Origin of the sequence: Helicobacter sp., assembly GCF_022770205.1 — a bacterium.
Lineage (GTDB): Bacteria > Campylobacterota > Campylobacteria > Campylobacterales > Helicobacteraceae > Helicobacter_D.
The window spans coordinates 207,732-233,022 of sequence record NZ_JALEIK010000038.1 but is presented as its reverse complement, the minus strand read 5'-3'; the positions used below and the strand labels follow the sequence as shown (position 1 = coordinate 233,022).

Below are 25,291 nucleotides of genomic sequence, written 5' to 3'. Positions count from 1 at the left end.
TCTAAAATATAATCTCTTTACCACCCACAAACACACGCTTAACTTGCCCGTGGATAATAGAATCATAATAAGGCGATTCTATATCATCTACCACAGATGTTGCCTTTGGATTAAACAGCACCAAATCTGCATCATAACCTTGTGCAATAAGCCCCTTATTTGCAAGCCCTAACACATTTGCTGGATTAAAACTTAAGATTTTACTAAACTCACTTAAAGTTAAACGCTCCATTTTTACCAAAAGCGTATAACACAGCCCCATAAAATACTCAATCATATCCACGCCAAACGCCGCTTCTTCAAAGGCTAAATCCTTTTGTGCTAGGGATTTTTCCGCTTGTAAGGAAGTAAGCAATGCGATTTCCCCCTTTTTCACGCTTTTAACCAACGCCTTGCGTGTGGATTCTGACTTTAAGGGGGGCTTGATTTTAGCAGCAGTGTTGTAGTTGCTACAAAGATTTTCTGTAAGCAATAAATGATGAATGGAAGTTTGTAAAAACGGCTCTTGTTGTTGCTCCTTTTGTTTTGAAGTCGCCTTTAATTGCTGAATTATCTCCACACTTCTTTGTGTGCTAAGGGCTAAAAACACCGCCTTAACGCCCATAAAACGCGCCACTTCAGCCATTTGCGCCACTTCTTTTGTCTCACTTAATGTTGGAATCGCAGGCAGTCCTAAAGCCGATGAAAGTTCGCCATCATTCATCACGCCATTTGCGCTTAAAGACTCATCCTCACAGGCAAAAAACATCGGCACATCAAACATCAAGGCAAACTCACACGCACGCCTTAGCAAATTCCCATCCGTGCTTGATTTTACAAAAATCCCCTTCGCCCCCTTTTTATAAAGCATCGCAAGCTCATTTAAAGCGTTTTTGGATTCCGTATTCACCGCTTCAGTAATCCCTATAATCTCAGCCTTTAGCTCATCTTTAATCGCATTTAGCAACTCCAAGCCTAGCTCACTGCTTAAAGTTGGCTTACAATCAGGCATTAAAACCGCCTGTGTGATTCCACCTTTTGCGGCTTTTTGCGAGAGTTTTAGCAGATTTTCCTTGCTTAAGATTCCATTACTCACACGCACATTTAAGTCAATCGCACCGGGCAATAAAACAAGATTTTCCGCTTCTATAATCTCTTCATTCTCTTTTGGTAAAATGCTACGACTCACCTGCGCAATCTTACCCCCCTCCACACGCACATCGCCCCGCTGCTCACCATTTGCATCACAAACCATCGCCCCTTTAATAATCATACGCACCCTTGAAAGAAATAAATTTAGAAATTATTACAAATTCCAAGCTAAAATTTAATAAATTTTTGGAATAATGCAGAATTTTATTAAAATCTTTAAAAGCAATCAAACCAAAACCCAAAAAAGAACACAATGGCAAAGCAAAAAGTAATAGCAACTAAAGCAACTAAAAATCCCCCCCCCCCCCCGCACAGAAAAAGTCCACAAAAAGTCGCAGTTGCAATTCTAATCTATAACATCTCCACAAAATACCTTAAAGAATGCGTAGATAGTGTCCTTAATCAAACCAATCAAAATTTTGAAATCCTATTAGTAGATAATGGAAGCACAGATTTAGCCTGCAAAGAAATGGCAAAAGACTATGTTTGTAGCGATTCTCGCATCACTCTTTTACACAAAAGAATCAATGAAGGGGCAACCACAGGCAGAGAACTAGTAATCAGTTATTTTAAAGGCGAAATCCAAGCAAAACACACCAAAAAAGAAAATGAGCTTTCCATTTTTGAAATTACCACAGAAAATATCTATAACATTGACTTCATCCATAAAAACACAGAAGAAAAATCCCTAGCTAAACCCGATGCAGACTACATCACCTTTTTGGATTCTGATGATGTATGACATCCAAGCCTTTTAGAAGAATGTCTTTTAAAACACCAAAACTCTGATATTATTTGGTATGATGTAGATAAAATTGTAGAAGGAAACATAGAAGTTAATCACACAACACTGCACGAAATACTAGGTTACAACACCGCACAAATCATCACCCCAAAGCAATGGCTAGAAAGCATTAAAACAGCTCAACACAATTTATTCCATTGTAGTGTGAATATGCTAATTTCTTTAAAATTTTTAAAATCTATTTATTTAAAGTTTGTGCCCAATATTGTCTATGAAGATGGAATCCTAGGAATGCTACTATTCTTACAAGCAAAGACAATCTATGTTTTGCCCAAAAAGCTCTATCGCTACAGATACCGCGAAGGCTCTTGGTCTGTGCATAACGATAAAGATCCTACTCCGATTATCCCTAAAGTCTTTCAGGGGGTAGTGAAATCTCTAAAGAATCCCTATTTAGCAAGACAAGTTCATAATACTATGTCTTGGATGACAATCTGCTGGATTCTTAAAGACTTTATGGAGAAAAAGCCAAATTTTCCCAATCTTGATCTTTTCAAAGAAACACTAATGCCGTTTTTTTACAATTACCTAAACTTCATCTATTTTCTACAATCTTTTCAAACAGACATTGGCATAGAGGAATATTTTACCATTTGCTTCAATGTAGTTTTTGAGATTTTAAAAAAAATTCCCAATAAAGGCATTTTTGATGATCTACAAAACCCAAGCGTTATTAAATCAAAAGAGCGCGCAAGACAAATCCAATTTGTAAAAGATTTATTGTATTTAGAAAACTCCCACATCGTGCGTCTAAACCAAGAAAACCAAGCACTCCAAAACGCCCTAACTCAAGCACAAGAGAGAATCAAAATGTTGGAATCCAAATTCAATTTTCCACGCTAAAAGCTAAAATTTAATAAATTTTTGGAATAATTTCGCGCTAAAGGAACAAAATGTCAAGGCAGAAAAATCAAAAAATAATAGCAACTAAAAATCCCCCCCCCCCCCGCATACAGAAAAAACAGACAAACCACTTTTGACAATTATGATGGCTTTATACAACAAAGAAAATTATCTAAAAGACGCGCTAGATTCCATCTTAATGCAGGAGACCACTTATAAATATCAAATTTTAATCTCTGATAATGCTTCCACTAATAACAGCCTAAAAATCGCAAAGGAATATCAAGCCCAAGCATCCAAATCTAATTAAAGTCCTAGAATCACCACAAAATGAAGGCGTAATCAATAATTACCTAAAACTCTACTCCCACACACAAACAGACTATTTTTGCGCCTTAGACCCTGATGATTATTGGACTAGTAAAACAAAAATACAAGATGCCCTAGATTTTCTACAATCCCATACAGACTACACAAGCTATCAAGGTAAAACATAGTTAAACACCCTGATAAAGAAACCATTTATGTGGACTATCTAGTCGATCATACTTGTGATTTTCAAAGCCTTTGTCAAGGAAAGGGCGCGACTATGGGAAGCGTAGCTAGCGCGATTTTTAGAAACACACTTTTTAAAAAAGGACTCCCAAGTAAAATTAAAAGCCCTAAAACACAAGGCATTAGAAAAATCGTATGCGGAGATAGCTTTAGAAACTTCGCCTCCTTACACGATGGAAAAGCCTACCATAGCACGAAAATTGACTGCATATATCGCCATCACGGCGGAGGTGAGTGGTCCTCACTAGGCGCCACAGGACAAGCCCTAAGCAACGCACTTTTATGGGGAAGTATGTGGGAATATTTTGATAAAAAATATATGATATTTTTATTAGTTTCTTGTCAATTATACATCTCAAATAAAGAAAAAATCATTGAATATCTACACTCTATCAAAGAAGATGAAAAGTTGCGCAAAGCAATCAATGAGTTTAAAGATTTAGAAGATGCTTTTAACACAAATATGCAAAAGCTTGTAGAGTTTCAAAACACTTTACAAGCAAATCAATAAGGAATCACATTGAAAGTCTTAATTTTAGCAGGTGGGCTTGGCACACGATTATCTGAATAAACAGGGCTTAGACCAAAACCTATGGTAGAAATCGGGGGACGCCCTATTTTGTGGCATATTATGAAAATTTATAGCCATTATGGTTTTAATGAATTTATTATCCTTACAGGCTATAAAGGGCATATCATCAAGGACTACTTCCTAAACTACTACACGCAATACAGCGATATTAGCGTGGATATGGCTAGCAATCGCGTAGAAGCGCATACCAATCGCCACGAGCCTTGGAAGGTTACAATGCTCTATACCGGACAAGATTCCCAGACAGGTGGCAGAATCCTACACGCTAAACCCTATATCCAAGATGAAACCTTTATGCTAACCTATGGCAATGGATTAAGCAATATCAATCTCCAAGCACTTTTAAACTTCCACAAATCTCACAAAAAAGCAATCACAATGACTTCTATATTGCCTGAAGGGCGTTTTGGCGCACTAGAAATTGACACACAATCTAAATGCGTAAAATCCTTTACTGAAAAACCTAAAGGCGATTCTAGCGGGCAACATAGTGGTTGGATTAATGGGGGATTTTTCGTGTGTGAGCCAAGAGTTTTTGACTACATCACACAAGGGGATACTACAATTTTTGAACAAGAACCGCTAAGAAATCTAGCCAAAGATGGACAGCTTTATACCTACCAACACAACGGCTTTTGGAAGTGTATGGACACCTTAAAAGACAAAAACGACTTAACGCAAATGTGGCTAAGTGGCAATGCCCCGTGGAAAATATGGGAATGAGAAAATCAAAAGAAAGGAATCCTAATGGAAATTTTACGCGCAAAAACAAAAGAACTTTTTAAATCTACCCTAACTCAAGCACGGCAAGAGAACTCCGCACTAAACTTAAAAGAAATTGAAGACGGAGCAACTCTGCTAAAATCCTACCCAAGACGCATAATCTTAGAAATGACTAGTGCTTGTAACATTAAATGCGTGTTTTGCGGTAGAGATGAGGCGGAGTTTAACCAAACTTATCTCCCACTTAGCGTGCTTGACAAGCTAGAAAATGTCCTACAAAAATGCGAGGAAGTTACCTTTTTGGTTGGGGAGAACCAACCATTAATCCAAACTTTAGCAAATTTTTAGAACGCTTAGATAAAACGCCTGTGAGAAAATATTTTGTAACAAATGGCACAAGGCTAGATAAATTTATAGATGATATTTTTAAATACAATGTTGATATTATAGCAATCAGCCTAGATGGCGCAAATTCCGCCGTTAATGACGCTATCCGCGTGGGTTCTAGCTTTGATAAAATCATTGAAAATATCAATAAAATTCAAGCTAAAAAAGCAGAACTTAAAGTTGATTTTCCATATATGAACTTCGTCTTTGTCGCAATGGAATCCAACATTAGAGAATTACCAAAAATGGTAGAATTAGCTCACAAAGTAGGCTTACAAGAAGTTAAAGTCGTCTTTTTAACAGCCTTTAGTCAAGAAATGCTCCAAGAATCCCTTTACAACAAGCAACCACTAATCAAACAAATCTTTGAAGACACCATACAGCTTGCTAAAACCCTAAACATAAAAATCAAACTCCCCTATGTCCAAGGCGAGGATGTCGCAGGCACGAAATACCATAAAGATCGCTTTGTTGGATGGAGAGATTTTTTCATAGGAAGCGATGATTCCATTCGCCCCTGCCAAAGCACAAGCCTAAAAATAGGGAAATTTAGCAGTTTTACAACCTTTGAAGAAGCGTGGAACTCACAAGCATTTCAAGATTTTAGAAAAGTCGTTAATTGCAACGATGCAACACAAGGTGAAATGCCAATCCAATGCAAACTATGCTACCAAAGCTCACACGCAAATTGGAACAACAAGGCAAGCTTCATTCAAGTAGTCCAAGCATTTGCGCCACAATGGGATAAAAAGGTTAAAAAGGAATCCTTATGGGCAGATTTAATTTTACAAAAACATTCTTAGAAGGCGTTTTTACCATAGAACCTAAGCCCATCCACGATGAAAGGGGCTATTTTGAGCGTTATTTTTGCGCGCAAGATTTTAAAGAAATTGGAATCCAAAAAGCCATCACACAAATGAACCACTCTAAAACCATAGGAAAAGGCTCTATACGCGGAATCCACTACCAAACACCACCCTTTTGCGAAACAAAAATCGTGCGTTGCTTAAAAGGCGCAATTTATGATGTCGCCATAGATTTAAGAGCAGATTCTAAAACCTTCTTACAGCATTTTAGCGTAGAACTAAGCGAAGAAAACGCAAAATATCTAGTAATACCAGATGGCTTTGGACACGCCTTTCAAACCTTAAGCGAGGAAGTAGAAGTGCTATATCTAGTAACCGAGCCTTTTAACCCGCAAGCTGACAACGCCCTAAATCCGCTAGACCCAGCCATAAACATAAAATGGAAGCTAGAAATTAACAATCTCTCACAAAAGGACAAAAACGCCCCCTTCACCGACACATTCAAGGGGCTAAAAATCAAAGGAGACAAATGAAAAGCGCGATTATTTTTGGAGCAACAGGCTACATCGGCACAGCACTAACGCAAAATCTTTTAGAAAATTTAATAAAAGTCCTATCAATTGGTAGAAAAAATCAAAAAGATTTTAATACTAAATTCAAGCAAAATAGCAATATTACCTATCTACAAATCAATCAAAATTTTGAATCATTTTTTAATAAAATATCAATCACAGACTACGCAGGCAGTGTTTTATACCATCTCGCTTGGTCTGGGCTAGATAGGCTAACAAATGGCGGGATAAGAGAGCAGATTAAAAACATAAGCATAACTTCTCAAGTCCTATCCTTTGCTAGCAAAATTGGTTGTGCGAAATTCATAAACCTTAGCTCCCAAGAAGAAGCGATTTTTAAGCATCATATAAAAAGCCATCAATGGAAAAATAGCAAATACGCATCTAGCCCCCTTTATTACGCAGCATCAAAGCTAGCAAACGCCGAGCTTGTGCGACTTCTATCATATTTACAAAAAATTGACTACATCAACATAAGATTTTCCATAGCACTTGATACACAATTAAATTCCCCAAGTTTTGTCGCACAAACTTTTAAGAAAATCAAAAATAAAGAGGCAATCCCGCAAGTCACAAACAAAGAGCCTTGCGAAATCGTGCTTTTAGAAGAACTAGTAGAAGCGTGTTATAAGATTGTTACACGGCAGACACAGGGGGGATTATTATCTAGGCAAGGGCGACATAGACACTCTAACAAACTATTTTACAAGGTTTAGCAATCTTTTATATCAACAAGAAACATATCAAAAAGAAGCGCAACGCCCCTTACAAAACAACTTTAGCAAAGAAATTTTAGAACTCTACAGCCCCTTAAGCCTAAAGCAAGATACACAATTTGTTTTTCACAAAGATTTTACACATTTAGCCACACAACAAAAGGACATTTAATGAAAAAAGCAATCATCACAGGAGCGACAGGATTTATAGGCTCTGCCCTTACAAGACTTTTGCTAAAAGAAGGCATAGAAGTGCTAGCGCTTGGAAGAAAAACTTTAGCAGAAATTGATCCTCTACGCTTACAAGAACATCCAAATCTTACTTACATAAAGCTTGATATGGCAGAAATCTCTAAGCTACCTGAAATTTTAAAGGATAAAAACTTACACTTTAAAGACGTAAGCTTTTTTCACTTCGCTTGGGGAGGTAAAAGCGCATTATCCAACCTAAATGTAGAAGAGCAATATAACAACATCGCCTATTCCATAGAAGCATTTTTAGTAGCTGATAAATTACAATGTAAAAACTTCATCCATGTAGGCACGATGGAAGAAGCCTTCGTAGAACCCTACTTAAGCCTAGACTACCACGCACACAGCCATTATAATCGCCATGTAATTTATGCCCTTGCTAAAAAATCTGCTAGAGATTGTTTAAAAGCCATCTCCACAGAAATTAAAACTAATTTAATCCTAGCCACAAAATCCCATGTCATAGGAGCTAATGACTCCAAAGACAGCTTTTTACTTGTAACCTTACAAAAAATTCTAAACGATGAAAAAATACAAATGACTTCAGGGGAGCAAACCTTTGACACCATCTCCATTAGGGATTGCGTGAAAGCCTTTAAGCGCATAGGAGAATCAGGCAAGAGAAACGCAGAATATTGGATAGGTTCTAGCAACCCTAGATCATTAAAAGAATACATAGAAATTATGACAACAATCTATCCACCAAAACACCCCATAGAGTTTGGTAAAGTCGCCTATAGCGATGTAAAATTAGACAAAGCAGTGTTTTCCACAAAAACGCTAGAAGAAGATTTAAATTTCAAATGCCAAATTAGCTATGAAGAATCCCTAAAAGAACTTTATGGGTGGCTAAAACACAAAACAATTCAAGATGCGTGAAAAGCAAGCGTGAAACAAGGACGCTTGAAACATTGATGCAAACATTACTTTTGGGGTTACACTTATACAAACTGCTATCAAGCACAACATTCTTTTTTTATCAACACTTCTACTTGTGTTAGCTACTGCAACTCTCTATCCTATCGCCCTTCTTCGTTGTATGCCGCTACTAAAAAGGCTTTTGAAGACATTATGCTCTACTACTCTCTTACTTCTCAAACCCTTTTTACAAGCCTATTAATTTACAATTCCTATGGACCAAATGATACGAAATATCTATTCTCTTTACTCCAAAAAATCTCAAACACAAATGAAGAATTACTAATGAGCAATGGCAGTCAAATTGTAGATTACAGCCACGCTTTTGATATTGTCAGTGGATTTGATTGTTTAATAGAACTTATCCAAAAAGAGCCAGAGTTTTGTAAAAATAAAATCTTTTCTCTAAAAGGCAAGGAAAGACAAACACTAAAAGAAGTGGTAATGCTTTATGAAAAAGTCTTAGGTAAAAGGCTAAACATCAAATGGGGCGCTAGACCTTTGCGTGAGTTAGAAATTATGATTCCTTGGGAAGGGGGAGAACCCTTACCAAATTGGAATCCAAAAATCACATTACAAGAAGGATTTAAAATGTTAATCAAGAAGAACAAATGAAAAAAATCGCAGTTTTAGGCGCAGGAATCTCTGGAATCTCAGCAGCATTCCACGCACAAAAGAAACACAAAGACACACAAATTACCCTTTATGAAAAATTAAATGAATGGGGCGGTTTATGTGGCGGATTTTATGTAAATTCTAGCAAGGGTAAATTTTGGTTTGATAACGCCGTGCATTTATCGCTTGCCACAGATGAATATGTCAAGCAAACATTTGAAAACTTCAGCACACCCTACAAATACACTCCAAATATGATAAATTACTATCAAGGCTACTGGGTAAAACACCCCGCACAAAACAATCTCTTCGGTCTCCCCACAGACATAAAGGTTAAAGCCCTAAAAGATATGATAGAAAACACGAACAAAAAAGAAGATTTACAAAACTTCGAAGAATGGCTAAAGGCGCAATATGGGACCTTTTTCGCCGAAAATTTTCCAATGAAATACACGCGCAAATACTGGACACTAGAAGCAAAAGAGTTAAATGTCAATAAAGACTGGGTAGGACCTAGATTCTACCGCCCAAACCTTGAAGAAATCCTACAAGGCGCAATGACAGATGACACTCCTGTAACCTACTACGCACAAGAACAAAGATACCCAAAAGAAGGAAAATACAAATCCTTCCTAAAAAACCTAGTAAAAGAACTCAACATCGCTTGCAATAAAGAAGTGATAAACATAGACACAAAAAATAAGATTCTAACCTTCTCTAACAAAGAGCAATCCCCCTACGACACGCTAATCTCCACAATCCCCATCCCTGAAATGGCAAATCTCATTCCAACCACACCACAAGAAGTAAAACACGCCGCCCAACAACTTCACGCCACAAAGGTAGCCATCATCTCACTAGGATTTAACAAACCTAATATTATGAAAAATCTATGGTTTTATGTCTATGATGAAGAAATTTTCTTCGCAAGAGTGTATAGCCCCTCTGAAAAATCCCCCGCAAATGTCCCACAAGGCTGCTCATCCTTACAAGCTGAAATTTACTTCTCCGCCTTTAAAAGCTTAGAAAACATCGCTAAAAAGGATTCCAACCTGCCCCAATATTTCATCAATCACACAAAAGAACAGCTCATTAAAATGGAGATTTGCAAGGAAGAATATATTATCTGTGAGGACTTCCGCATACTTCCCTATGGAAATGTAATGTTCACACACGGAATCGAAAAAATCGCAAAATCGTGCTAGACTTCTTAAGTGAAAATGGAATCATCTCGTGTGGAAGATTTGGAGAATGGGATTATTTCTCTAGCGATAAAAGCTTCTTAAGTGGTATGAAGGCAGTAGAGAAAATCATCTAAACACCTTCAAATTTTGATGAAAATCATTTTGTAAAGTTTTAAGATAAAGTTCAGAGTTTTCTTCTTCTAAAGCTTTGATTCTCTCTTCTAATTCTTTAATGATTTTATTTCTTCCTAATACAATATTATTTTCATACAATACCACATCATATAAAAGTTGCGTTACTCCTTTTTGCTTTTTATCATCTACACAAAATGCTTTTTCAAGATTATCAAAAGGACGGAATCTTTTGTAGTTTTCACTTAAAAATAAGATTAAATTAAAGCAATTTATCAAATAGTAATCTGTATCTAAATCAGATTCTTTATACAAAAAATTCAAATAAATCTCTCTAAATCTCTTTGTCAAATGTGCATCTAAAATTCCGATTCCATATTTACTAGCATTCTCTTTAACAAAATCCTGCGTGTGTAGCTTCATCACATAACAACTCATACACACCCACACCTCACGCGTTAATGCCCTATTCCCATAAAACTTCTCACACAACCCTTCTAAAAAACTTGGAATCCCAACATTTTTTCTCTCTCTTGTGTGATTTGTCTCACTATTTTTACGGACTCTATAATAAATCAACTTTTGCGGAAGCGTATAAATTCTATCCGCCTGATACAACAGCAACGCCCCATAAAGATTATCTTCCATAAAGCATTGATTAGCAAACTTAAGCCCAATGTGCGACAAGTATCTAAAGTCAATCAACACACGCCACACAAATGTCATACTCTTTTCAATATCATCACTCTGTGCCACAAAATCAATCCAATCCCTTCCACTAATCACGCCCTCTTTATCTAAAAGCTGAGATTCACCAAGTGCTTTATAGGCAATATGAGAAGCCTCAATTTCATAAATTGGCAAATGATTAAACCACACCACATCTACGCCATTAGCGCGCTTCAAGCACTCCCAAACAAGATTTTCCTTCCACACATCATCAGAGTCTAAAAACAAAATATAATCAATCTTTGGCGCAATAAAGCCCCCCCCCCCGAACTCAAAAGCCCCTTTAGCAAAAGCCTTTTTACTCTTATGCAGCCTTGTGATTTTATAAGGATTCTCCCCCTTTACCCTAAAGCCATACAACGCCTCCCTAGTGCTTGGATTCTCCACTTCGCAAGCATAACTCCCAGCAAACCACTCCACCCCCACATTACGACACTCGCTTATTCCGCCATTGTATTCTTTATGGATCACACTCACACGCACATCAGCCCTAGCAAACTTCTTTAACAGCTCCAAGCATTCCTTATCCGTGCTTCCATCATTCACAAGACAAATCTCAATCTCGCGATAGCTTTGCTTAAGCACACTCTCCACACATTCCCTAACAAGTGCGCTATCTGTGTTAAACACAGGAATCACAACGCCAACTCTTTTAGATTCCATCTAATCCTCCAAATAATATTCTATTGTAGAAACCACACGCACATTTTTAATATGCGCTGTGTTCTTATCCCTATTTGTGATACTAAATTGCCCTTGTGTAGCCCTTTTTATCTTGCCTAGCTGACTTTTAATCCTTAGCAAACTTCATCGCCGCTTCCCTTGCATTAAGCGTTGCCTCTTCAATCATCTGTGGCTTAATCGCATTTAAGCCCGTGTAAATATACTCCACTTCATAATCATCAATCTTAATCACAACGCCATCCATTCCAAGCTTTGAAATCCCCTCTAACGCCTTTTTGCCAATTGCCACTTCTTTAGTGTAAAGCAACACACTTCCAACGCCGCGATAAGTTACATTTTGATTGCCCCCATACAAATCCCCAAGCCTATCATTTTATCCAATCCAATTTGCTCCAAAACGCCAACAAAACCCTTTGCGCATCAGCTTCTAAATCCTTATACAAGGCGTTTAAATCATTATTTGCGCGCGTAAATTTAATCGGAAGTATCATCACATCAGCTTGCACTTCCTTTTCACTTAGCCCCTTAACAACAACGCTCCGCTCCCCCGCTTTAAAGTTTTTTACCGCCCTATCCACACTAAAGCCCAACACAACGCTACTAACAACCAAGGCTAATCCTAAAAACATCACACTAATCTTATCCATCATCACCCTTTATAAATTTGGATTCCAACTTTTTAAGCGTGTATTCTACCGATAAAAACCTAACTTAAACTTGAGAATTTTATTTTATGCTATAATCCACGGACTTTTTATTAGGCTATATTTGATGAGCAAAAAAGACAAAATTAAATTAGAAGTTGATTTTTTAAAAGCCTTGCTGTTAGCTTTCCTTACCGCCATATTTGGTATTTTTGGCTATTCAGTGATTAACTACAATGAAATTGATTTAATAAGAGGTATATTTATCACGCTAGGGATTGTTTTAACTTGTGTTGCAATCTCTCTGCTTTTAAAAAGAGTTTATAAAATTTTAAAAGAAATTGAGGAACTAAAATGATAGGAATTTTCTGTGCAACACTAGCTTTAATCGCATTTTTTGTGGCTTCTATTATGGTTATCAAAACATTTGAAAAAGCCTAAACAAGGTAGCCATAGGCTTAAAGTGGTATCCCCGACGCGATTTGAACGCATGACCTCACGATTAGGAATCGTGTGCTCTATCCAGCTGAGCTACGAGGACATTGATAAAAAGAAATGCTAATGCTCCGCGAAGGGAGCGAAGAAAGAATTATTTTTTGCCTTTTTTAGTAGCAGCAACTGCGTCTTTAAGACCTTTTCCAGCTTTGAATTTAGGAACAAACTTATCTTGAGTTTTGTATTTTTTAGTAGTTCCAGGAACCATTCCTTCCTTGCCTTTTTGAAGGATTGTTTCAAATTTTCCAAAACCTACAAGCTCAATGCTCTCTTTTTGCGAAAGTGCTTTTTCAACAGCAGCCGTGAAAGCAATAATCGCTTTTTCTGCATCTTTTTTTGTTTCAAATTCCCCGACTTCTTTGACTAAGTCAACAAACTCTGATTTGTTCATTTTGAACCTCCGATTTGGATTTTAGTTTAAAAACTCGCTATTTTAGCATACTATTTAGGATTTTCAAGGCTTTTATTGCGAAAAATTCTTAAATTTATTGTTTTTGTAAGGAATTTTTAATTAGCATTTGCGCGCATTTTAAATCTTAAAGGAGAAAAGATGGGATTAAAAGTTGCAGTCAATGGGACAGGAAGGATTGGCTTATGCGTAAGTAAAATCTTAAGCGAACGCAAGGATTTAGAGCTTGTCGCAATTAACACAACAATGCCCATTGACACGCTAACGCATTTGCTAAAATACGATTCCGTGCAAAAAAAGAGCGCAGTTGAAAAACTCAGTGAAAACACAATTAGAATCGGAAGTCAAGAAAATATCCAAATCCTAAGCACACGCGAAATTACACAAACGCATTTTGGAAAATATGGCGCAGAACTTGTGGTAGAATGCACAGGTGCTTTTAATGCCCTTGAGAAAGCAAGCGCGCATCTTTATGGTGGCATCAAGCGTGTCATCATCTCCGCCCCTGCAACAGACACCCCAACTTTTGTCTATGGCGTGAATCACAAGCAATATCAAGGCGAAGCTGTGATTTCAAATGCAAGTTGCACCACAAACGCTCTAGCACCCATTGCTAAAGTCTTGCACGAAAATTTCACCATCCAAAGTGGCTTAATGACAACAATCCATAGCTACACAAATGATCAAAACTTACTAGACTCTAAGCACAAGGATTTGCGCCGTGCAAGAGCCGCTGCGCTTAATATGATTCCAACAACAACCGGTGCAGCAAAAGCAATGGGGCTTGTAATGCCTGAGCTTAAAGGCAGATTAAATGGCTTTGCAATCCGTGTGCCAACGCCAGATGTGAGCGTGGTAGATTTAACCTGTATCACGCAAAAAGAAGTGGATAAGGATTCCATTAATGCCGCATTTGAGCAGGCAAGCAAAACCAACTTTAAAGATTTAATTTTAGTGGATAATGAAAAGCGTGTTTCAGGGGATTTTATCGGTAGCACTTATAGTAGCATTTTTGTGCCAGATTGCACTTTAGTTGTGCATAATCATCAATGCAAAGTTGTTGCGTGGTATGATAATGAATGGGGCTATTCTACACGCTTAGTGGATATGGCAAGCTACATAGGACAAAACTTTTAATACTCCTGCTTGCAATCATCTAAGAGAAAATTTTACACACTTTGAAACTTTTTTACACTTTTTTACTATTTTATACACTGCTTTCTATTAAAAAATCTTACAATTAATGTAATTTTAAACACAAAGGCTAACTTTTATGGATTTTATTCAAAGCATTAAAGAGAAAGCAAAAAAGCATTTAAAAACCATTGTTCTCCCAGAAACAGAAGATTTGCGCACATTAGAAGCTGCGCATATCGCGCTAAAAGAAGGAATCGCAAAGATTATTTTAATTGGAGACGAACAAGCAATAAAAGAGCGCAGCAAGGGGTTTGACTTAAATAAAGCAATTTTTATTAATCCAAAAAGTTACAATGCATTAGAATCTTGTGTAGAGCTTTTTGTAAAACTCCGTGCGCACAAAGGCTTAAACGCATCTTCAGCGCGCACACTTCTGCTAGAAAATCCTCTATATTTTGGTGTGGCACTTGTTAAATTAAAAGTTGCTGATGGAATGGTAGCAGGTGCTATTAATTCCACTGCTGATGTGTTGCGCTCTTCTTTACAAATTCTAGGGACGAAAAAGGATTCCAAACTTGTCTCAGCCTTTTTCTTAATGGTTGTTCCAAATTGTAACTATGGCGAAAATGGAATCTTTATTTTTGCCGATAGTGGTTTGGTGCAAAACCCAAATCCCCAAGAGCTAGCTTCTATTGCGATGGATTCTGCAAAAAGCTTTGAATCCCTTGTAGGAAGGAAAGCAATTGTAGCAATGCTTTCACACTCCACAAAAGGAAGTGCAAAACACCCCGATGTGGATAAAGTCCTTGAAGCCACGCAAATTGCAAAAGCACAAGCCCCAGACATTGCCCTTGATGGAGAGTTTCAATTAGATGCAGCAATTGTGCCAAGCATTGGTAAATCTAAAGCCCCAGATAGCAAAATTGCAGGAAGGGCAAATGTGCTTGTCTTCCCAGATTTAGACGCAGGAAATATCGGCTACAAACTTGTCCAAAGACTTGCTAATGCAGAAGCTTATGGACCAATCACACAAGGGATTGCAGGAGCAGTAAATGATTTATCGCGTGGTTGTAGCAGCAATGATATTGTAGGCGTGATTGCCATCACAGCCTTACAAGCACAAAATAACTAAGCACACCAAAATTAAGGAGAAAAAATGGACATTTTAGTCATTAATTGTGGAAGCTCATCACTTAAATACCAGCTTATTAACACAGACACAGAAGAAGCGTTAGCTTCAGGAATATGCGATAGAATCGGAATTGCAGGTGGGCAGTTTAGTTACAAGCCAAAGGGGGGGGAGAAAATCGCACAAGATGTGGATATGCCAGACCATAAAGTAGCCATAAAACTCGTACTAGATGCTCTAATAAGCCCAAAAGATGGAATCCTAAAATCCCTAGATAGCATTAAAGCAATAGGACATAGAGTTGTGCACGGCGGAGAGCATTTTACGCAATCTACTCTTATCAACACTGCAGTGATTCAACAGATTCAAGAGTGTGCAGACTTAGCTCCGCTTCACAATCCAGCGCATTTGCTTGGAATCCGCGCCTGTGAGCATTTAATGCCCAATAAACCTATGGTTGCAGTCTTTGATACAGCATTCCACCAAACAATGCCACCGCGTGCGTATATGTATGGAATCCCTAATACATATTATGAAAAATACAAAATCCGCCGCTATGGATTCCACGGCACAAGCCATAGCTATGTTTCTAAACGCACAGCAGAATTTTTAGGGATTCCTTTAGAAAATTCTAAAATCATCACTTGCCACTTAGGCAATGGTTCAAGCATTTGCGCTGTTGAAAATGGCAAAAGCGTGGATACAAGTATGGGATTAACCCCGCTTGAAGGACTTGTAATGGGAACAAGAAGCGGAGATTTAGATCCTGCAATCATTGATTACATCACACAAAAAGAAAATCTAAGCACAAAAGAAGTGCTAAACATACTCAATAAAAAATCAGGAGTTCTTGGAATCTCTGAACTATCTAGTGATTTTAGAGATTTACTCATTGCTGATGAAGAAGGAAATTTAAAAGCGCGTTTTGCAAGAGAAGTTTTTGCCTATCGTGTCGCAAAATACATCGGTGCTTACACAGCAGCATTAACAGGCGTTGATGCCATCGCATTTTGTGCAGGAGTGGGTGAAAATGCAAAACACATTCGCGGGAAAATTGTTTCACATTTACAATTCCTAGGTATCACACTTGATGCACAAGCAAACTTAAATGCAATAGGCAAAGAAGGGATTATCTCCACAAAAGATTCTAAAGTTAAGGTTTGCGTGATTCCAACTAATGAAGAGTTAATGATTGCACGCGACACGCACGCCATAGTTTCAGAAAAAAATCTTTAATGCAAACAATTTTTTTCAATTTCCTTTACTTTTTTAGAATTTTTAACTACAATGCCTATTCTACAAAATTTAAAACTAAGGAAAAATATGAATAAATTACTAGCTACAACATTTGGATCACTGCTTTTATCTAGCGCGCTTTTTGCAAATACTTTAGATAAAGATAGCATAAAAATTAGCTTTGAAGGCTATAAAGCTCCTCAAATGGTAGGCGTAAAAGGTAAATTTACAACATCAAAAGTTGAATTTAAAGATAATTCAAGCTTTGCAAAACAAATCGTAGGCGCAAGCATTACGCTATCACCTAACGATATTGATATGAGCAATCCTGTGATTACTAACAACATCATCAATGCTTTCTTTAACACTTTAAACAATAAAGGCGATGTTAAAGTAGAGTTGGTTAGCCTCATTGAAGGTAAAGATGTAGGAACAATCACTGCAAAAGTAACAATCAATAATCAAAGCACAACTATGCCTTTAGTTTATAAAATCCAAAATGGAGATATGGGCAAAAAAGAATTTACAGCAGAAGGTAGAATTGATTTAGCTCCTTTCTCTAATACAACAAAAGCATTAAAAGCACTTAGCGACGCTGCTCCTGGACATTTAAAAATTAGCTGGAATGTTGTTGATATTTTCGTTACTGGAACACTTAAATAGTAAGGAATCCCTTTTGGGATTCTTAAATTAAAATTCTTTCTCTTTTTTCTGACCATAAGTAAAAAATAAACTCTTACTTGTTACAATGCTCCCCTTATATCTTTTCTAAAGAGGATTAATATGCGCTTAATGATTCTATTCTTTGCCTGCATTGCACAAAGTTTCGCACTTACTGATTTTCAATTGCACAATACGCAAAAGGCACACGAAGGAGGAATCACGGGGAAAAATATTGCAATAGGAATTGTTGATGACGCATTTAATACTAATCATATCAATTTACAAAATAAGGATTTAGGAATTATTTATCCTAATGATTTTACTAATCCAAACTTTCAACAAGCCACACATGGTAGCCATGTTGCAGGAATCGCACTTGGTGCAAAGCTAGATACTACAAAGCCTTATGGTGTAGCCTATGATGCAAAATTTTTTGGTGTGGGTGGTGTTAATTATTCTCAGAATATTCCAAACTTATATGACTTTTATTCTAATAAAAATATTAAAGTTATCAATAATAGCTGGGGGGTTAATATTTATCCCTTGCAAGGCTTAGAATCACATCAAGGTGAATTAAAAAAATCTACAACTTATACTCCAGAATACTCTCTGCTCTATCTTACAAAAGGAGATCCTACCTCCTCTCAACTTTATCAACTAGCAAAGGAGAAGCAAATTTTAAGTGTATTTGCAGCTGGCAATGAAGGAATGCTCTCCCCTTCTTTGCAAGCTTCCCTCCCAAGCCTTGATGAGAGTGTGCAATCTTGGCTTGCTGTGGGAGCATTAGACTCTAGCAATATTCAAAGAGAAGGCGATAAACTCATCGTTTCCCCTAGAGGAGTGGTAGATTTTAGCAACGGATTTAAAGACGCCATCAATTACGGAATCACAGCAGCAGGCTATGATGTCAATAATGTAGATTCTAGCAAAAAGGATGGCTACTCCAAAAAAAGTGGAACTTCTATGGCAGCTCCTGTTGTCAGTGGTGCTGCGGCACTTGTAGCAGAGAAATATCCCTTTTTAAATGGCAAGCAAATTGCTGATGTGCTTTTAAGCACAGCCAATAGAGACTACAAAGCTCCAAAAATGATTGTGCGCAGTGTATCACAAGGCAAGCCGAATAACTTTAAATATCTCCTTGTTTATCTTGATACTTCTGTTCCAACAACAGACGAAGAAAAAAAGGCAGATTTAAAAGAATATTATAAAGATTTAAAAGATGCAGATAAAAGCGTGCAAGAAGTGCTTGATAATTTAGACACCATACAAGATAATGATGGAACACAAGATGGCGCAATAATGGTCAAAAAGGAAGAGATTTTTGGGCGTGGAATTTTAGATATAGAAAAAGCATTACAAGGACTAAGCGAACTTGACGCAAACCGATTAAATGATAGCGATGTCCAAACTTACCAAAGCGAGCAAGAAACTGCTTATTATTCATTGGACACACAAGGAAATGATGCAGAATTTAGCAATTCCATACAACAGCGCAAATGGGATGCTAGCACACATAGAAACGACGCTGCTAATAAACCACAAAAATTAGATGGACTTAATGTTGGCTTTATCAAAATAGGGGATGGCATATTAACACTTAGCGGAGAGAACAGCTACAAAGGCGCGACGATTATTAAGAAGGGAGGCATTAGACTTATCAAGCGCAATGATAGCGGAGGAAAACTCTCTAGTAATGTTTATGTAGAACAGAGTGGGACATTAAAGGGCAATGGAGAAATCACAGGGGATTTACACAATGAAGGAATCGTGCACGCAGGGGATAATGATTTAAAAGATTTAAGGGTTATTGGAAAATACACCCAAAAACAAAATGGCACTTTAGAGCTTGAATTTGGTGATTTTAAAAATTCAAAACTTATAGCCAATGCTTATCTAATAGAAGGTGGAAAACTTACCTATGTTCCTTTAGTGGCTTATTATACCCCAGGGAAAGAAGTAAAGATTGATTTAGGAGATTTAGGAAACTATTTAGGAAGTTTCAGTGAAGTTGTTATTGCAAATACACAAAGCTTAGTTTTTATACTTGATGGTGATAATTTAACAATTAATAAACAAATAAAACCAGACTCCAACCAAAGCATAATCGTAACTCCACAGTTAAAACCAAATGCTTATGAAGTCCCAAATTCCACAATGGGAAATACTTTGCGCACAATAAGAACAACCTCTCATCTCTCTCCACAATACGAAGCTTTCTTTTCGGAGTTAGATACGAGCTCTGCACAAAATGCTAAAGAGATTTTAAACAGCATTGAACAAAATGCTTATTTAAAATCCACTGAAAATATTATCTCACAGCAAACACACGCATTACAAAATAACACTTTGATGGCTCTAAATCCAGTCCATACGACTGCTTCTAATGCACTGCATATTGCAAGTTTAGAGAGCGATGCCTATTATACCTTTATGCAAGATATTGAAAATCAAGATAAGTTTTTTTACATTGCACCCGGATTTAAAAAACACCTTGGCAAGGATTATGATGGTCAAGCTTATGGATTAAACATCTCCTTTGGAGAAACTGCAAATTCAAAAGATGCGTTAAGCCTACATCTTCAGCTCCAAGATTCCACAATGCAATTTTCTCAAGCCGATATAAAAACCAAAAATGTATCTTTAGGGCTAAATTATCTCTACAATATGACGCCTTTTAATCTAATAAGCGGAATCACTCTAAGCAGAGGCAATAACACAATCAATAGACAAATTATCAATGCCCAAGAGATTTCTGCAAACTACAATAACTATCTTGCAAGCGCACAATTAGGAATCTCAAAAGACTTTTTTAACACTTCTTTTACTTTAACCCCTATTGCATATCTTTCTTACCATTACACATATCAGGACAGCTTTAGTGAAAATGGGGGATTGTTTGCAAAATCCTATGATGCAATCACGCATAACTCAACAACAATCACCGCAGGACTAACTTTAGACTACACACACCAAAACACAAGCAAACTTTCTGGATTTTTACTCTATGATTATCGCTTAAGCGGAAAAGAAATTTTAAACTCTGTGTCTTTTAATGACTTTGTAAATCTTCCCTTTTTACAAAAACATCATTTAGATTCTTATTCTATTACCCTTGGTGCAACGGGAGAGATTAATTTAAAATCAATATTTGTGCGACTAAGCCTAATTAACGAATTTACAAAAAACCAATATAATCTCTCTACCATTGGCACATTGGGCTGGAGATTCTAAACATTAGCAATTGCATAAAGTTGCACAACCCCCACATAAGAATCCCCTTGCATCACAACAAGTTCTTTAATTTTATGCTCTAGCATAATAGATTCCGCTTCTGTTGCCATAGCATTTATAGCAATGGTTTTTGGATGCTGTGTCATAATCTCATAGGCTTCAGCATTAAACTTATCTGCATTTAAAGCACGCCGTAAATCGCCATCTGTAATGATTCCTAAAAGCTTATTTTTTTCACACACTAAGCACATTCCAAGCTTTTTAGAAGTCATTTCAGCAATTAAAGCTTTAAAGCTAGAGCGGGGCGCAACAATGGGCAAATTCTCTCTTATCATAATATCTTTAACGCGCGTTAAAAGTTTGCGCCCTAAGCTCCCACCCGGATGAAAAAGCGCAAAATCTTCTGGCTTAAAATCCCTTGCACGCATTAGAGCAATAGCAATTGCATCACCCATTGCTAAGGTTGCTGTAGTAGAGCTTGTAGGGGCAAGTTGCAAAGGGCAAGCTTCTTTTTTAACACTTACATTTAAAAAATAATCGCTTTCTTTTACTAAAGTGGAATCGCTTTTACCACTGAGTGCAATTAAAGGAATCTTACGCACTTTAACAGAAGGGATTAAGCGCAAAATCTCCTCACTCTCACCAGAATTTGAAATGGCAAGCAACGCATCTTCTTCCCTTAACATTCCTAAATCTCCGTGCAGTGCTTCAGCAGGATGCAAAAAAAAGCTAGGCGTTCCTGTGCTTGCTAATGTTGCAGCAATTTTTGCACCAATATGCCCAGATTTTCCCATACCGCTTAGGATTAATCTCCCTTTTAGCTCTAAAATGCAAGCAATCACTGCATTAAAATTGGAATCCATTTGTCCTTTTAAACCCAAAATGGATTCCGCTTCCAAGTTAAAAACTTCCTTAGCAATTGGAATAAAATCGCGCATACAAGCCCCTTATAAATCGCACCCGCAGTGCGAAATGATTAGCGGGTATTATACATTATTAAAATAGTATTGTAAAAAAAGCTTAGAGATAATTCACTAAAGAGAGTTGTGTGATTTTTCCAATGCTAGATAGCATCGCTTGGTATCCAATAGAGAGTGTAGAAAACTGCAAATATGCTTCTGCAAAATCCGTATCAATGGTATCAGAGCGCAATGTTTTTGCCTGCACGATTAACACCTCTGTGCGCTCTATGGAATACTTAAATGCATTGCCTTGCGCACCATTTTTAGTGTGCACCTTATTGATATGGTCTGCTAAATGATCAAAGACTAACATTGCATTTTGCACGCCTGGATTACGCATTGCATCACCATAAACACTCACTCCACCTGCACGATAAGAACCCACCTCTAAGGCTTCTATCATTACATCAATTTGCTCAAAGAAATTAATGTGCGGATCATCGGCAATAATAGCACTATTGGATTGAAAAGTTAGAGCAGGCTTTTTTTCATCAATCCTACCTTGCGCATTAAGCGTAAAATCACTAATCTTACTATCAAAGAGTGAAAATTCCATTTTTGTTGGCGTTTTGTGTAAATCTTTAATTTGCAATGCACCATTCGCATCAAGGGTAATGTTTAAATTATTCTTTGCATTGCTAAGCATTGCTTCATAGGACGCTTTATTGCCAGGAGTATTAAAATTTGCATTAGCTTGAAAGACATTTGTTAAATCTTGCGGATTAGAATTGCTAAGATTTAACACCATCCCTAAAATGTCTGCTAATTGCTGATAGGTTACATCATTAGCAGGCGTTGGATTGCCAGAGACTTGTGGGGGATTTCCATTTGCTTGTAAAATTGGCACTTGCACATTGTTAGGAATATTAATACCATTCACATTTGCAGGGCTTGTGATAGTCATAGAGCTACCATTATTATTTGTAAGATCAATCCTTCCTGTGATTTCTAAGCCATTGACATCCTTAACTTTAAAGTTATAAGTATGCCCATTTAAATCCGTGCCTGCAACTTCTGAAAGCTTTGTTTCAAGCGTGGCGTATTCGTTAGTCGCACGCACAATTTGAGAAACATTAGATTTTAGCGTTGCGCCATTGCGTGAAAAATTCACTCTGTCAAAATCTACTCCATAATCACTACGGAATCCATTAACATTTTGTCCACCTTGCCCGTTTTGTGCTGTAAGTGTGATAGACAAGGAGCTAGCTCCTGTGTAGGGTAAATCTTTATCATCTTGATCTGCTGGAGTTTTCTTAGACACATTATTATCCACAACAATAATCTTACCATCGGAGAATTGCACATCAATATTACCTCCACCAACACTATATTCCTGCTTAATCCTATCCATTAAATCTTGGATTGTTGAAGTTTGCGTGATAGTAAAATTTTGGGCTTGTATTTGAGCGCCGGGAGTATCAGGAGCAGTATTTGCTGCATTTCCACTAAGTTGCAATGCAGTTACCCCTGCTGGAAAAACATCTCTTAAAAGCGTTGTTGTTTTAGCGATTTCATTGGTAGGTGTTCTAAATGTTGTTGGAAGCGTATGGATTCTATGGTCATTATAATCCTCCACAGAAGCAATGCTAACATTTGAAAAATCACCTAAAAATGGACTTTGCACATAAGTATTGACTTTAACTCCCGTGCTTAAAAGCTGATCAATATTGCGTATTCCGATTCCATCTGTTGGAGGATTCGCATTTGGATTTACTTGTGCATTTGCGGGATCTTTATAAGAACTTGAAATCATAGAAAATTCTATGTTGGAACGCCCACTGGTTAAATCTTTAATCTCAATTTGCCCCCAAGCATTCAGCGTAACATCTACAACTTTACTCACTTCTGTATTCCCAAACTCACGCCCAATTTTATCTAGCAAATCCTGCACTTTTGGGGCTTGTTTTTCATTAGTATAAGAAACTTGCATTTCAAACTTTGTTTTAAATGCTGTCCCATCGGGCTTTCTTCCGGTGATATAAAACACTTCTGAAGGATCATTATCTGTTTTATTATCGCTATCCCCCACCAAATCCCTTAAAGGATCGCTAGCTTTTAAATAAACTTCCTCGCCTTGTCCTGTTTTGTGCAAGGGATCCATAATTTCTGGATGCAATTTGCTTTGATTAAATTTTGGAATATTTGTAGAAATCACACGATTTGTATCCCTATCAGAACCAAAAAACAATTCTGCACCTGTAACATTATAAGAAACTAGATTATTTGATCCTAGCAAAGCACTTAGAGAATCGCTATTTCCATTATAACTTCCATTAGCATTAAAAGGTTGTTTAGTTGTCGCAGTCCCTCCAAAAATAAATTCTCCACCAATAGAAGTATTTGCAACAGATAAAAAATGATCGCGCAATGCTTTTAAATCCTTTGCAATGGCTAAACGCGAAGTTTCACTATGGATATCATTTGCCCCTTGCACAAGTTTTTGTTTAAAATTATCCATAGTTTGCGCAAGATCCTTTAATGCTGTATCTGTGTGCTGAGTAAAGGTAAAGGCATTATTTGCTAACTCTTTACTTTGCGTTAGAGTGTTAATATTAAAATCAAGCGATAGCGTTTTATTAAAAACTGAAGCATCTTGATAGCCATATTGGATTTTTAATCCATTCATTTGCGCCAAAACGCCATCTAAACTATTTTGCGTCTTATTCTGATGATACTGCATCATTGTGTATCTGGAGTTAGTGCCTATGCGCATTGTTAATCCTTCAAAATTTTGTTTGCAACAATAAAGCAATTTTTATTCCAAAATTGTAGAATAAAGGCGCATTTTGGATTCCATATTTAAACTTTACAAAAACTTTACAATGCACACTTTTTATTTTTACATTGCTTTCTTATACTTTTACATCTTTAAAATTATAGGAGAATCGTATGAAAAAATACGCATTAGGCTTATTAGCAGGATTATTACTTGGCACAAGCGCAATGGCTCAAAACATTTACCCTATCTCCAGAGAAATGGGTTCAGGGACACGCGGAGCATTTGTAGAGATTTTTGAAATCCAAAAGAAACTCAATAACAAAAAAGTTGATGCAACAACACAAAAGGCTGAAGTTACTAACTCTACAGGGGTTATGATTACAACAGTTGCTGGTTCTAAAAATTCTATTGGCTACATTTCTCTTGGTGCTTTAAACAACACTGTAAAAGCATTAAAAATTGATGGTGTTGCACCAAGTGTAGAAAACATCAATAATAAAAGCTATAAAATTTCTCGCCCCTTTAATGTGGTAACGAAAACAACAAATCCGCTTATGGAAGACTTTTTAAAATATAGTGCTTCAGCAGAAGCAAAAGGAATCGTGGAAAAGGCAGGCTATATAGCAGTAGCGCAAACAAACTTCACAAGCACACAGCCAAGAGGTAAATTAGTGATTGCAGGTTCAAGCTCTGTAACGCCTTTAATGGAAAAGCTAACAGAAGCGTATGCGAAGATTAATCCTAACGCAACCATTGAAATCCAACAAAGCGATTCTACAACAGGTGTAAATAGCGTTGTTGAAGGCATTGCAGACATTGGAATGGTAAGTCGCGAAGTCAAAGATAGCGAAATCCAAAAGGGTGTAACACCTATTGTTTTAGCAATTGATGGTTTAGCGGTGATTGTAAATAAAAGTAACAAAATAGAAAATCTCTCTAAAGATTCTGTAAAGAAAATCTTTATGGGTGAAATCACAAAATGGCAGGACGCTAAATAAATTACAATTTAAAGAAAGCTTACT

General features: G+C 37.1%; 24 protein-coding genes, 1 tRNA gene and 2 pseudogenes. 20 read left to right on the top strand and 7 right to left on the bottom strand.

What is annotated here, in order from left to right:
• Position 1: 1 nt before the first annotated feature.
• Positions 2–1,252 (bottom strand): amidohydrolase family protein, encoded by a 1,251-nt coding sequence (locus MRZ19_RS08135; RefSeq protein WP_291031795.1) that lies wholly within the window; start codon positions 1,250–1,252, stop codon positions 2–4.
• Positions 1,253–1,384: 132 nt separating this feature from the next.
• On the opposite strand from MRZ19_RS08135, the gene MRZ19_RS08130 reads away from it, so the two are divergent.
• The 13 genes and pseudogenes from MRZ19_RS08130 (at position 1,385) to MRZ19_RS08080 (ending at position 10,120) form a co-directional block, all read left to right on the top strand.
• Entirely contained in the window at positions 1,385–1,873 is a 489-nt protein-coding gene (locus MRZ19_RS08130) for a glycosyltransferase family 2 protein (RefSeq protein WP_291031794.1), read from the top strand.
• A 213-nt stretch (positions 1,874–2,086) separates the two neighbouring features.
• A complete protein-coding gene (locus MRZ19_RS08125; protein ID WP_291031793.1) occupies positions 2,087–2,779 on the top strand; it encodes a hypothetical protein in 693 nt (230 codons plus the stop codon).
• Between the two features lie 142 nt (positions 2,780–2,921).
• Complete coding sequence (locus MRZ19_RS08575; RefSeq protein WP_366936158.1) at positions 2,922–3,089, top strand: glycosyltransferase family A protein; 168 nt, start codon at positions 2,922–2,924, stop codon at positions 3,087–3,089.
• Positions 3,061–3,276 carry a glycosyltransferase gene (locus MRZ19_RS08570; RefSeq protein WP_366936159.1) on the top strand — a complete coding sequence of 72 codons (216 nt, stop codon included), beginning with the start codon at positions 3,061–3,063 and terminating at the stop codon, positions 3,274–3,276. Before MRZ19_RS08575 ends, MRZ19_RS08570 begins: the two co-directional genes overlap by 29 nt.
• A 29-nt stretch (positions 3,277–3,305) precedes the next feature.
• Positions 3,306–3,845, top strand: coding sequence for a hypothetical protein (locus MRZ19_RS08120; protein ID WP_291031792.1), 540 nt, complete (start codon positions 3,306–3,308; stop codon positions 3,843–3,845).
• A 9-nt stretch (positions 3,846–3,854) separates the two neighbouring features.
• Positions 3,855–4,649: pseudogene (rfbF, locus tag MRZ19_RS08115) on the top strand (glucose-1-phosphate cytidylyltransferase).
• 24 nt (positions 4,650–4,673) lie between these two features.
• Positions 4,674–4,997: a hypothetical protein gene (locus MRZ19_RS08110; protein WP_291031791.1), complete on the top strand. Its 324-nt coding sequence runs from the start codon at positions 4,674–4,676 to the stop codon at positions 4,995–4,997.
• The gene (locus MRZ19_RS08105; protein ID WP_291031790.1) at positions 4,931–5,839 is read left to right on the top strand and encodes a radical SAM protein; all 909 of its coding nucleotides are present in this window, start codon (positions 4,931–4,933) and stop codon (positions 5,837–5,839) included. Before MRZ19_RS08110 ends, MRZ19_RS08105 begins: the two co-directional genes overlap by 67 nt.
• Positions 5,806–6,375 (top strand): dTDP-4-dehydrorhamnose 3,5-epimerase, encoded by a 570-nt coding sequence (gene rfbC, locus MRZ19_RS08100; protein WP_291031789.1) that lies wholly within the window; start codon positions 5,806–5,808, stop codon positions 6,373–6,375. The genes MRZ19_RS08105 and rfbC overlap by 34 nt, the downstream gene beginning before the upstream one ends.
• Positions 6,372–7,130 carry an NAD-dependent epimerase/dehydratase family protein gene (locus tag MRZ19_RS08095; RefSeq protein WP_291031788.1) on the top strand — a complete coding sequence of 253 codons (759 nt, stop codon included), beginning with the start codon at positions 6,372–6,374 and terminating at the stop codon, positions 7,128–7,130. Before rfbC ends, MRZ19_RS08095 begins: the two co-directional genes overlap by 4 nt.
• Positions 7,131–7,301: 171 nt before the next feature.
• The gene (locus tag MRZ19_RS08090; protein WP_291031787.1) at positions 7,302–8,261 is read left to right on the top strand and encodes an NAD(P)-dependent oxidoreductase; all 960 of its coding nucleotides are present in this window, start codon (positions 7,302–7,304) and stop codon (positions 8,259–8,261) included.
• A gap of 99 nt (positions 8,262–8,360) precedes the next feature.
• The gene (locus MRZ19_RS08085; protein WP_291031872.1) at positions 8,361–8,915 is read left to right on the top strand and encodes an NAD(P)-dependent oxidoreductase; all 555 of its coding nucleotides are present in this window, start codon (positions 8,361–8,363) and stop codon (positions 8,913–8,915) included.
• On the top strand, positions 8,912–10,120 hold the full coding sequence (locus MRZ19_RS08080; protein WP_291031786.1) for an FAD-dependent oxidoreductase: 1,209 nt from the start codon (positions 8,912–8,914) through the stop codon (positions 10,118–10,120). Before MRZ19_RS08085 ends, MRZ19_RS08080 begins: the two co-directional genes overlap by 4 nt.
• 105 nt (positions 10,121–10,225) lie before the next feature.
• On the opposite strand, the gene MRZ19_RS08075 is transcribed toward MRZ19_RS08080, so the two are convergent.
• Entirely contained in the window at positions 10,226–11,623 is a 1,398-nt protein-coding gene (locus tag MRZ19_RS08075) for a glycosyltransferase (protein WP_291031785.1), read from the bottom strand.
• Positions 11,624–12,291 (bottom strand): annotated as a pseudogene (locus tag MRZ19_RS08070) (SIMPL domain-containing protein). It abuts the gene before it with no gap.
• Between the two features lie 124 nt (positions 12,292–12,415).
• Here MRZ19_RS08070 and MRZ19_RS08065 point away from each other — a divergent pair.
• Complete coding sequence (locus MRZ19_RS08065; RefSeq protein ID WP_291031784.1) at positions 12,416–12,646, top strand: hypothetical protein; 231 nt, start codon at positions 12,416–12,418, stop codon at positions 12,644–12,646.
• Between the two features lie 106 nt (positions 12,647–12,752).
• On the opposite strand, the gene MRZ19_RS08060 is transcribed toward MRZ19_RS08065, so the two are convergent.
• Together MRZ19_RS08060 and MRZ19_RS08055 are read right to left on the bottom strand one after the other, a co-directional pair.
• Positions 12,753–12,829 (bottom strand) — tRNA-Arg (locus tag MRZ19_RS08060).
• Between the two features lie 48 nt (positions 12,830–12,877).
• Complete coding sequence (locus tag MRZ19_RS08055) at positions 12,878–13,174, bottom strand: HU family DNA-binding protein (RefSeq protein ID WP_291031783.1); 297 nt, start codon at positions 13,172–13,174, stop codon at positions 12,878–12,880.
• Between the two features lie 159 nt (positions 13,175–13,333).
• On the opposite strand from MRZ19_RS08055, the gene gap reads away from it, so the two are divergent.
• The 5 genes from gap (at position 13,334) to MRZ19_RS08030 (ending at position 20,588) form a co-directional block, all read left to right on the top strand.
• Complete coding sequence (gene gap, locus MRZ19_RS08050; protein ID WP_291031782.1) at positions 13,334–14,329, top strand: type I glyceraldehyde-3-phosphate dehydrogenase; 996 nt, start codon at positions 13,334–13,336, stop codon at positions 14,327–14,329.
• A 136-nt stretch (positions 14,330–14,465) separates the two neighbouring features.
• Positions 14,466–15,461 (top strand): phosphate acetyltransferase, encoded by a 996-nt coding sequence (pta, locus tag MRZ19_RS08045; protein WP_291031781.1) that lies wholly within the window; start codon positions 14,466–14,468, stop codon positions 15,459–15,461.
• A gap of 24 nt (positions 15,462–15,485) precedes the next feature.
• Positions 15,486–16,694, top strand: a complete 1,209-nt coding sequence (locus MRZ19_RS08040; RefSeq protein ID WP_291031780.1) for an acetate kinase — start codon at positions 15,486–15,488, stop codon at positions 16,692–16,694.
• An 87-nt stretch (positions 16,695–16,781) separates the two neighbouring features.
• Entirely contained in the window at positions 16,782–17,357 is a 576-nt protein-coding gene (locus tag MRZ19_RS08035) for a hypothetical protein (RefSeq protein ID WP_291031779.1), read from the top strand.
• A 120-nt stretch (positions 17,358–17,477) separates the two neighbouring features.
• Entirely contained in the window at positions 17,478–20,588 is a 3,111-nt protein-coding gene (locus MRZ19_RS08030) for a S8 family serine peptidase (protein WP_291031778.1), read from the top strand.
• On the opposite strand, the gene MRZ19_RS08025 is transcribed toward MRZ19_RS08030, so the two are convergent.
• Together MRZ19_RS08025 and flgL are read right to left on the bottom strand one after the other, a co-directional pair.
• Entirely contained in the window at positions 20,585–21,526 is a 942-nt protein-coding gene (locus tag MRZ19_RS08025) for a KpsF/GutQ family sugar-phosphate isomerase (protein WP_291031777.1), read from the bottom strand. The genes MRZ19_RS08030 and MRZ19_RS08025 overlap by 4 nt on opposite strands.
• Before the next feature lie 82 nt (positions 21,527–21,608).
• Positions 21,609–24,263, bottom strand: coding sequence for a flagellar hook-associated protein FlgL (flgL, locus tag MRZ19_RS08020; RefSeq protein ID WP_291031776.1), 2,655 nt, complete (start codon positions 24,261–24,263; stop codon positions 21,609–21,611).
• A gap of 176 nt (positions 24,264–24,439) precedes the next feature.
• Between flgL and MRZ19_RS08015 the strand changes: the two genes are divergently transcribed.
• A complete protein-coding gene (locus MRZ19_RS08015; protein ID WP_291031775.1) occupies positions 24,440–25,267 on the top strand; it encodes a substrate-binding domain-containing protein in 828 nt (275 codons plus the stop codon).
• Positions 25,268–25,291 lie beyond the last annotated feature (24 nt).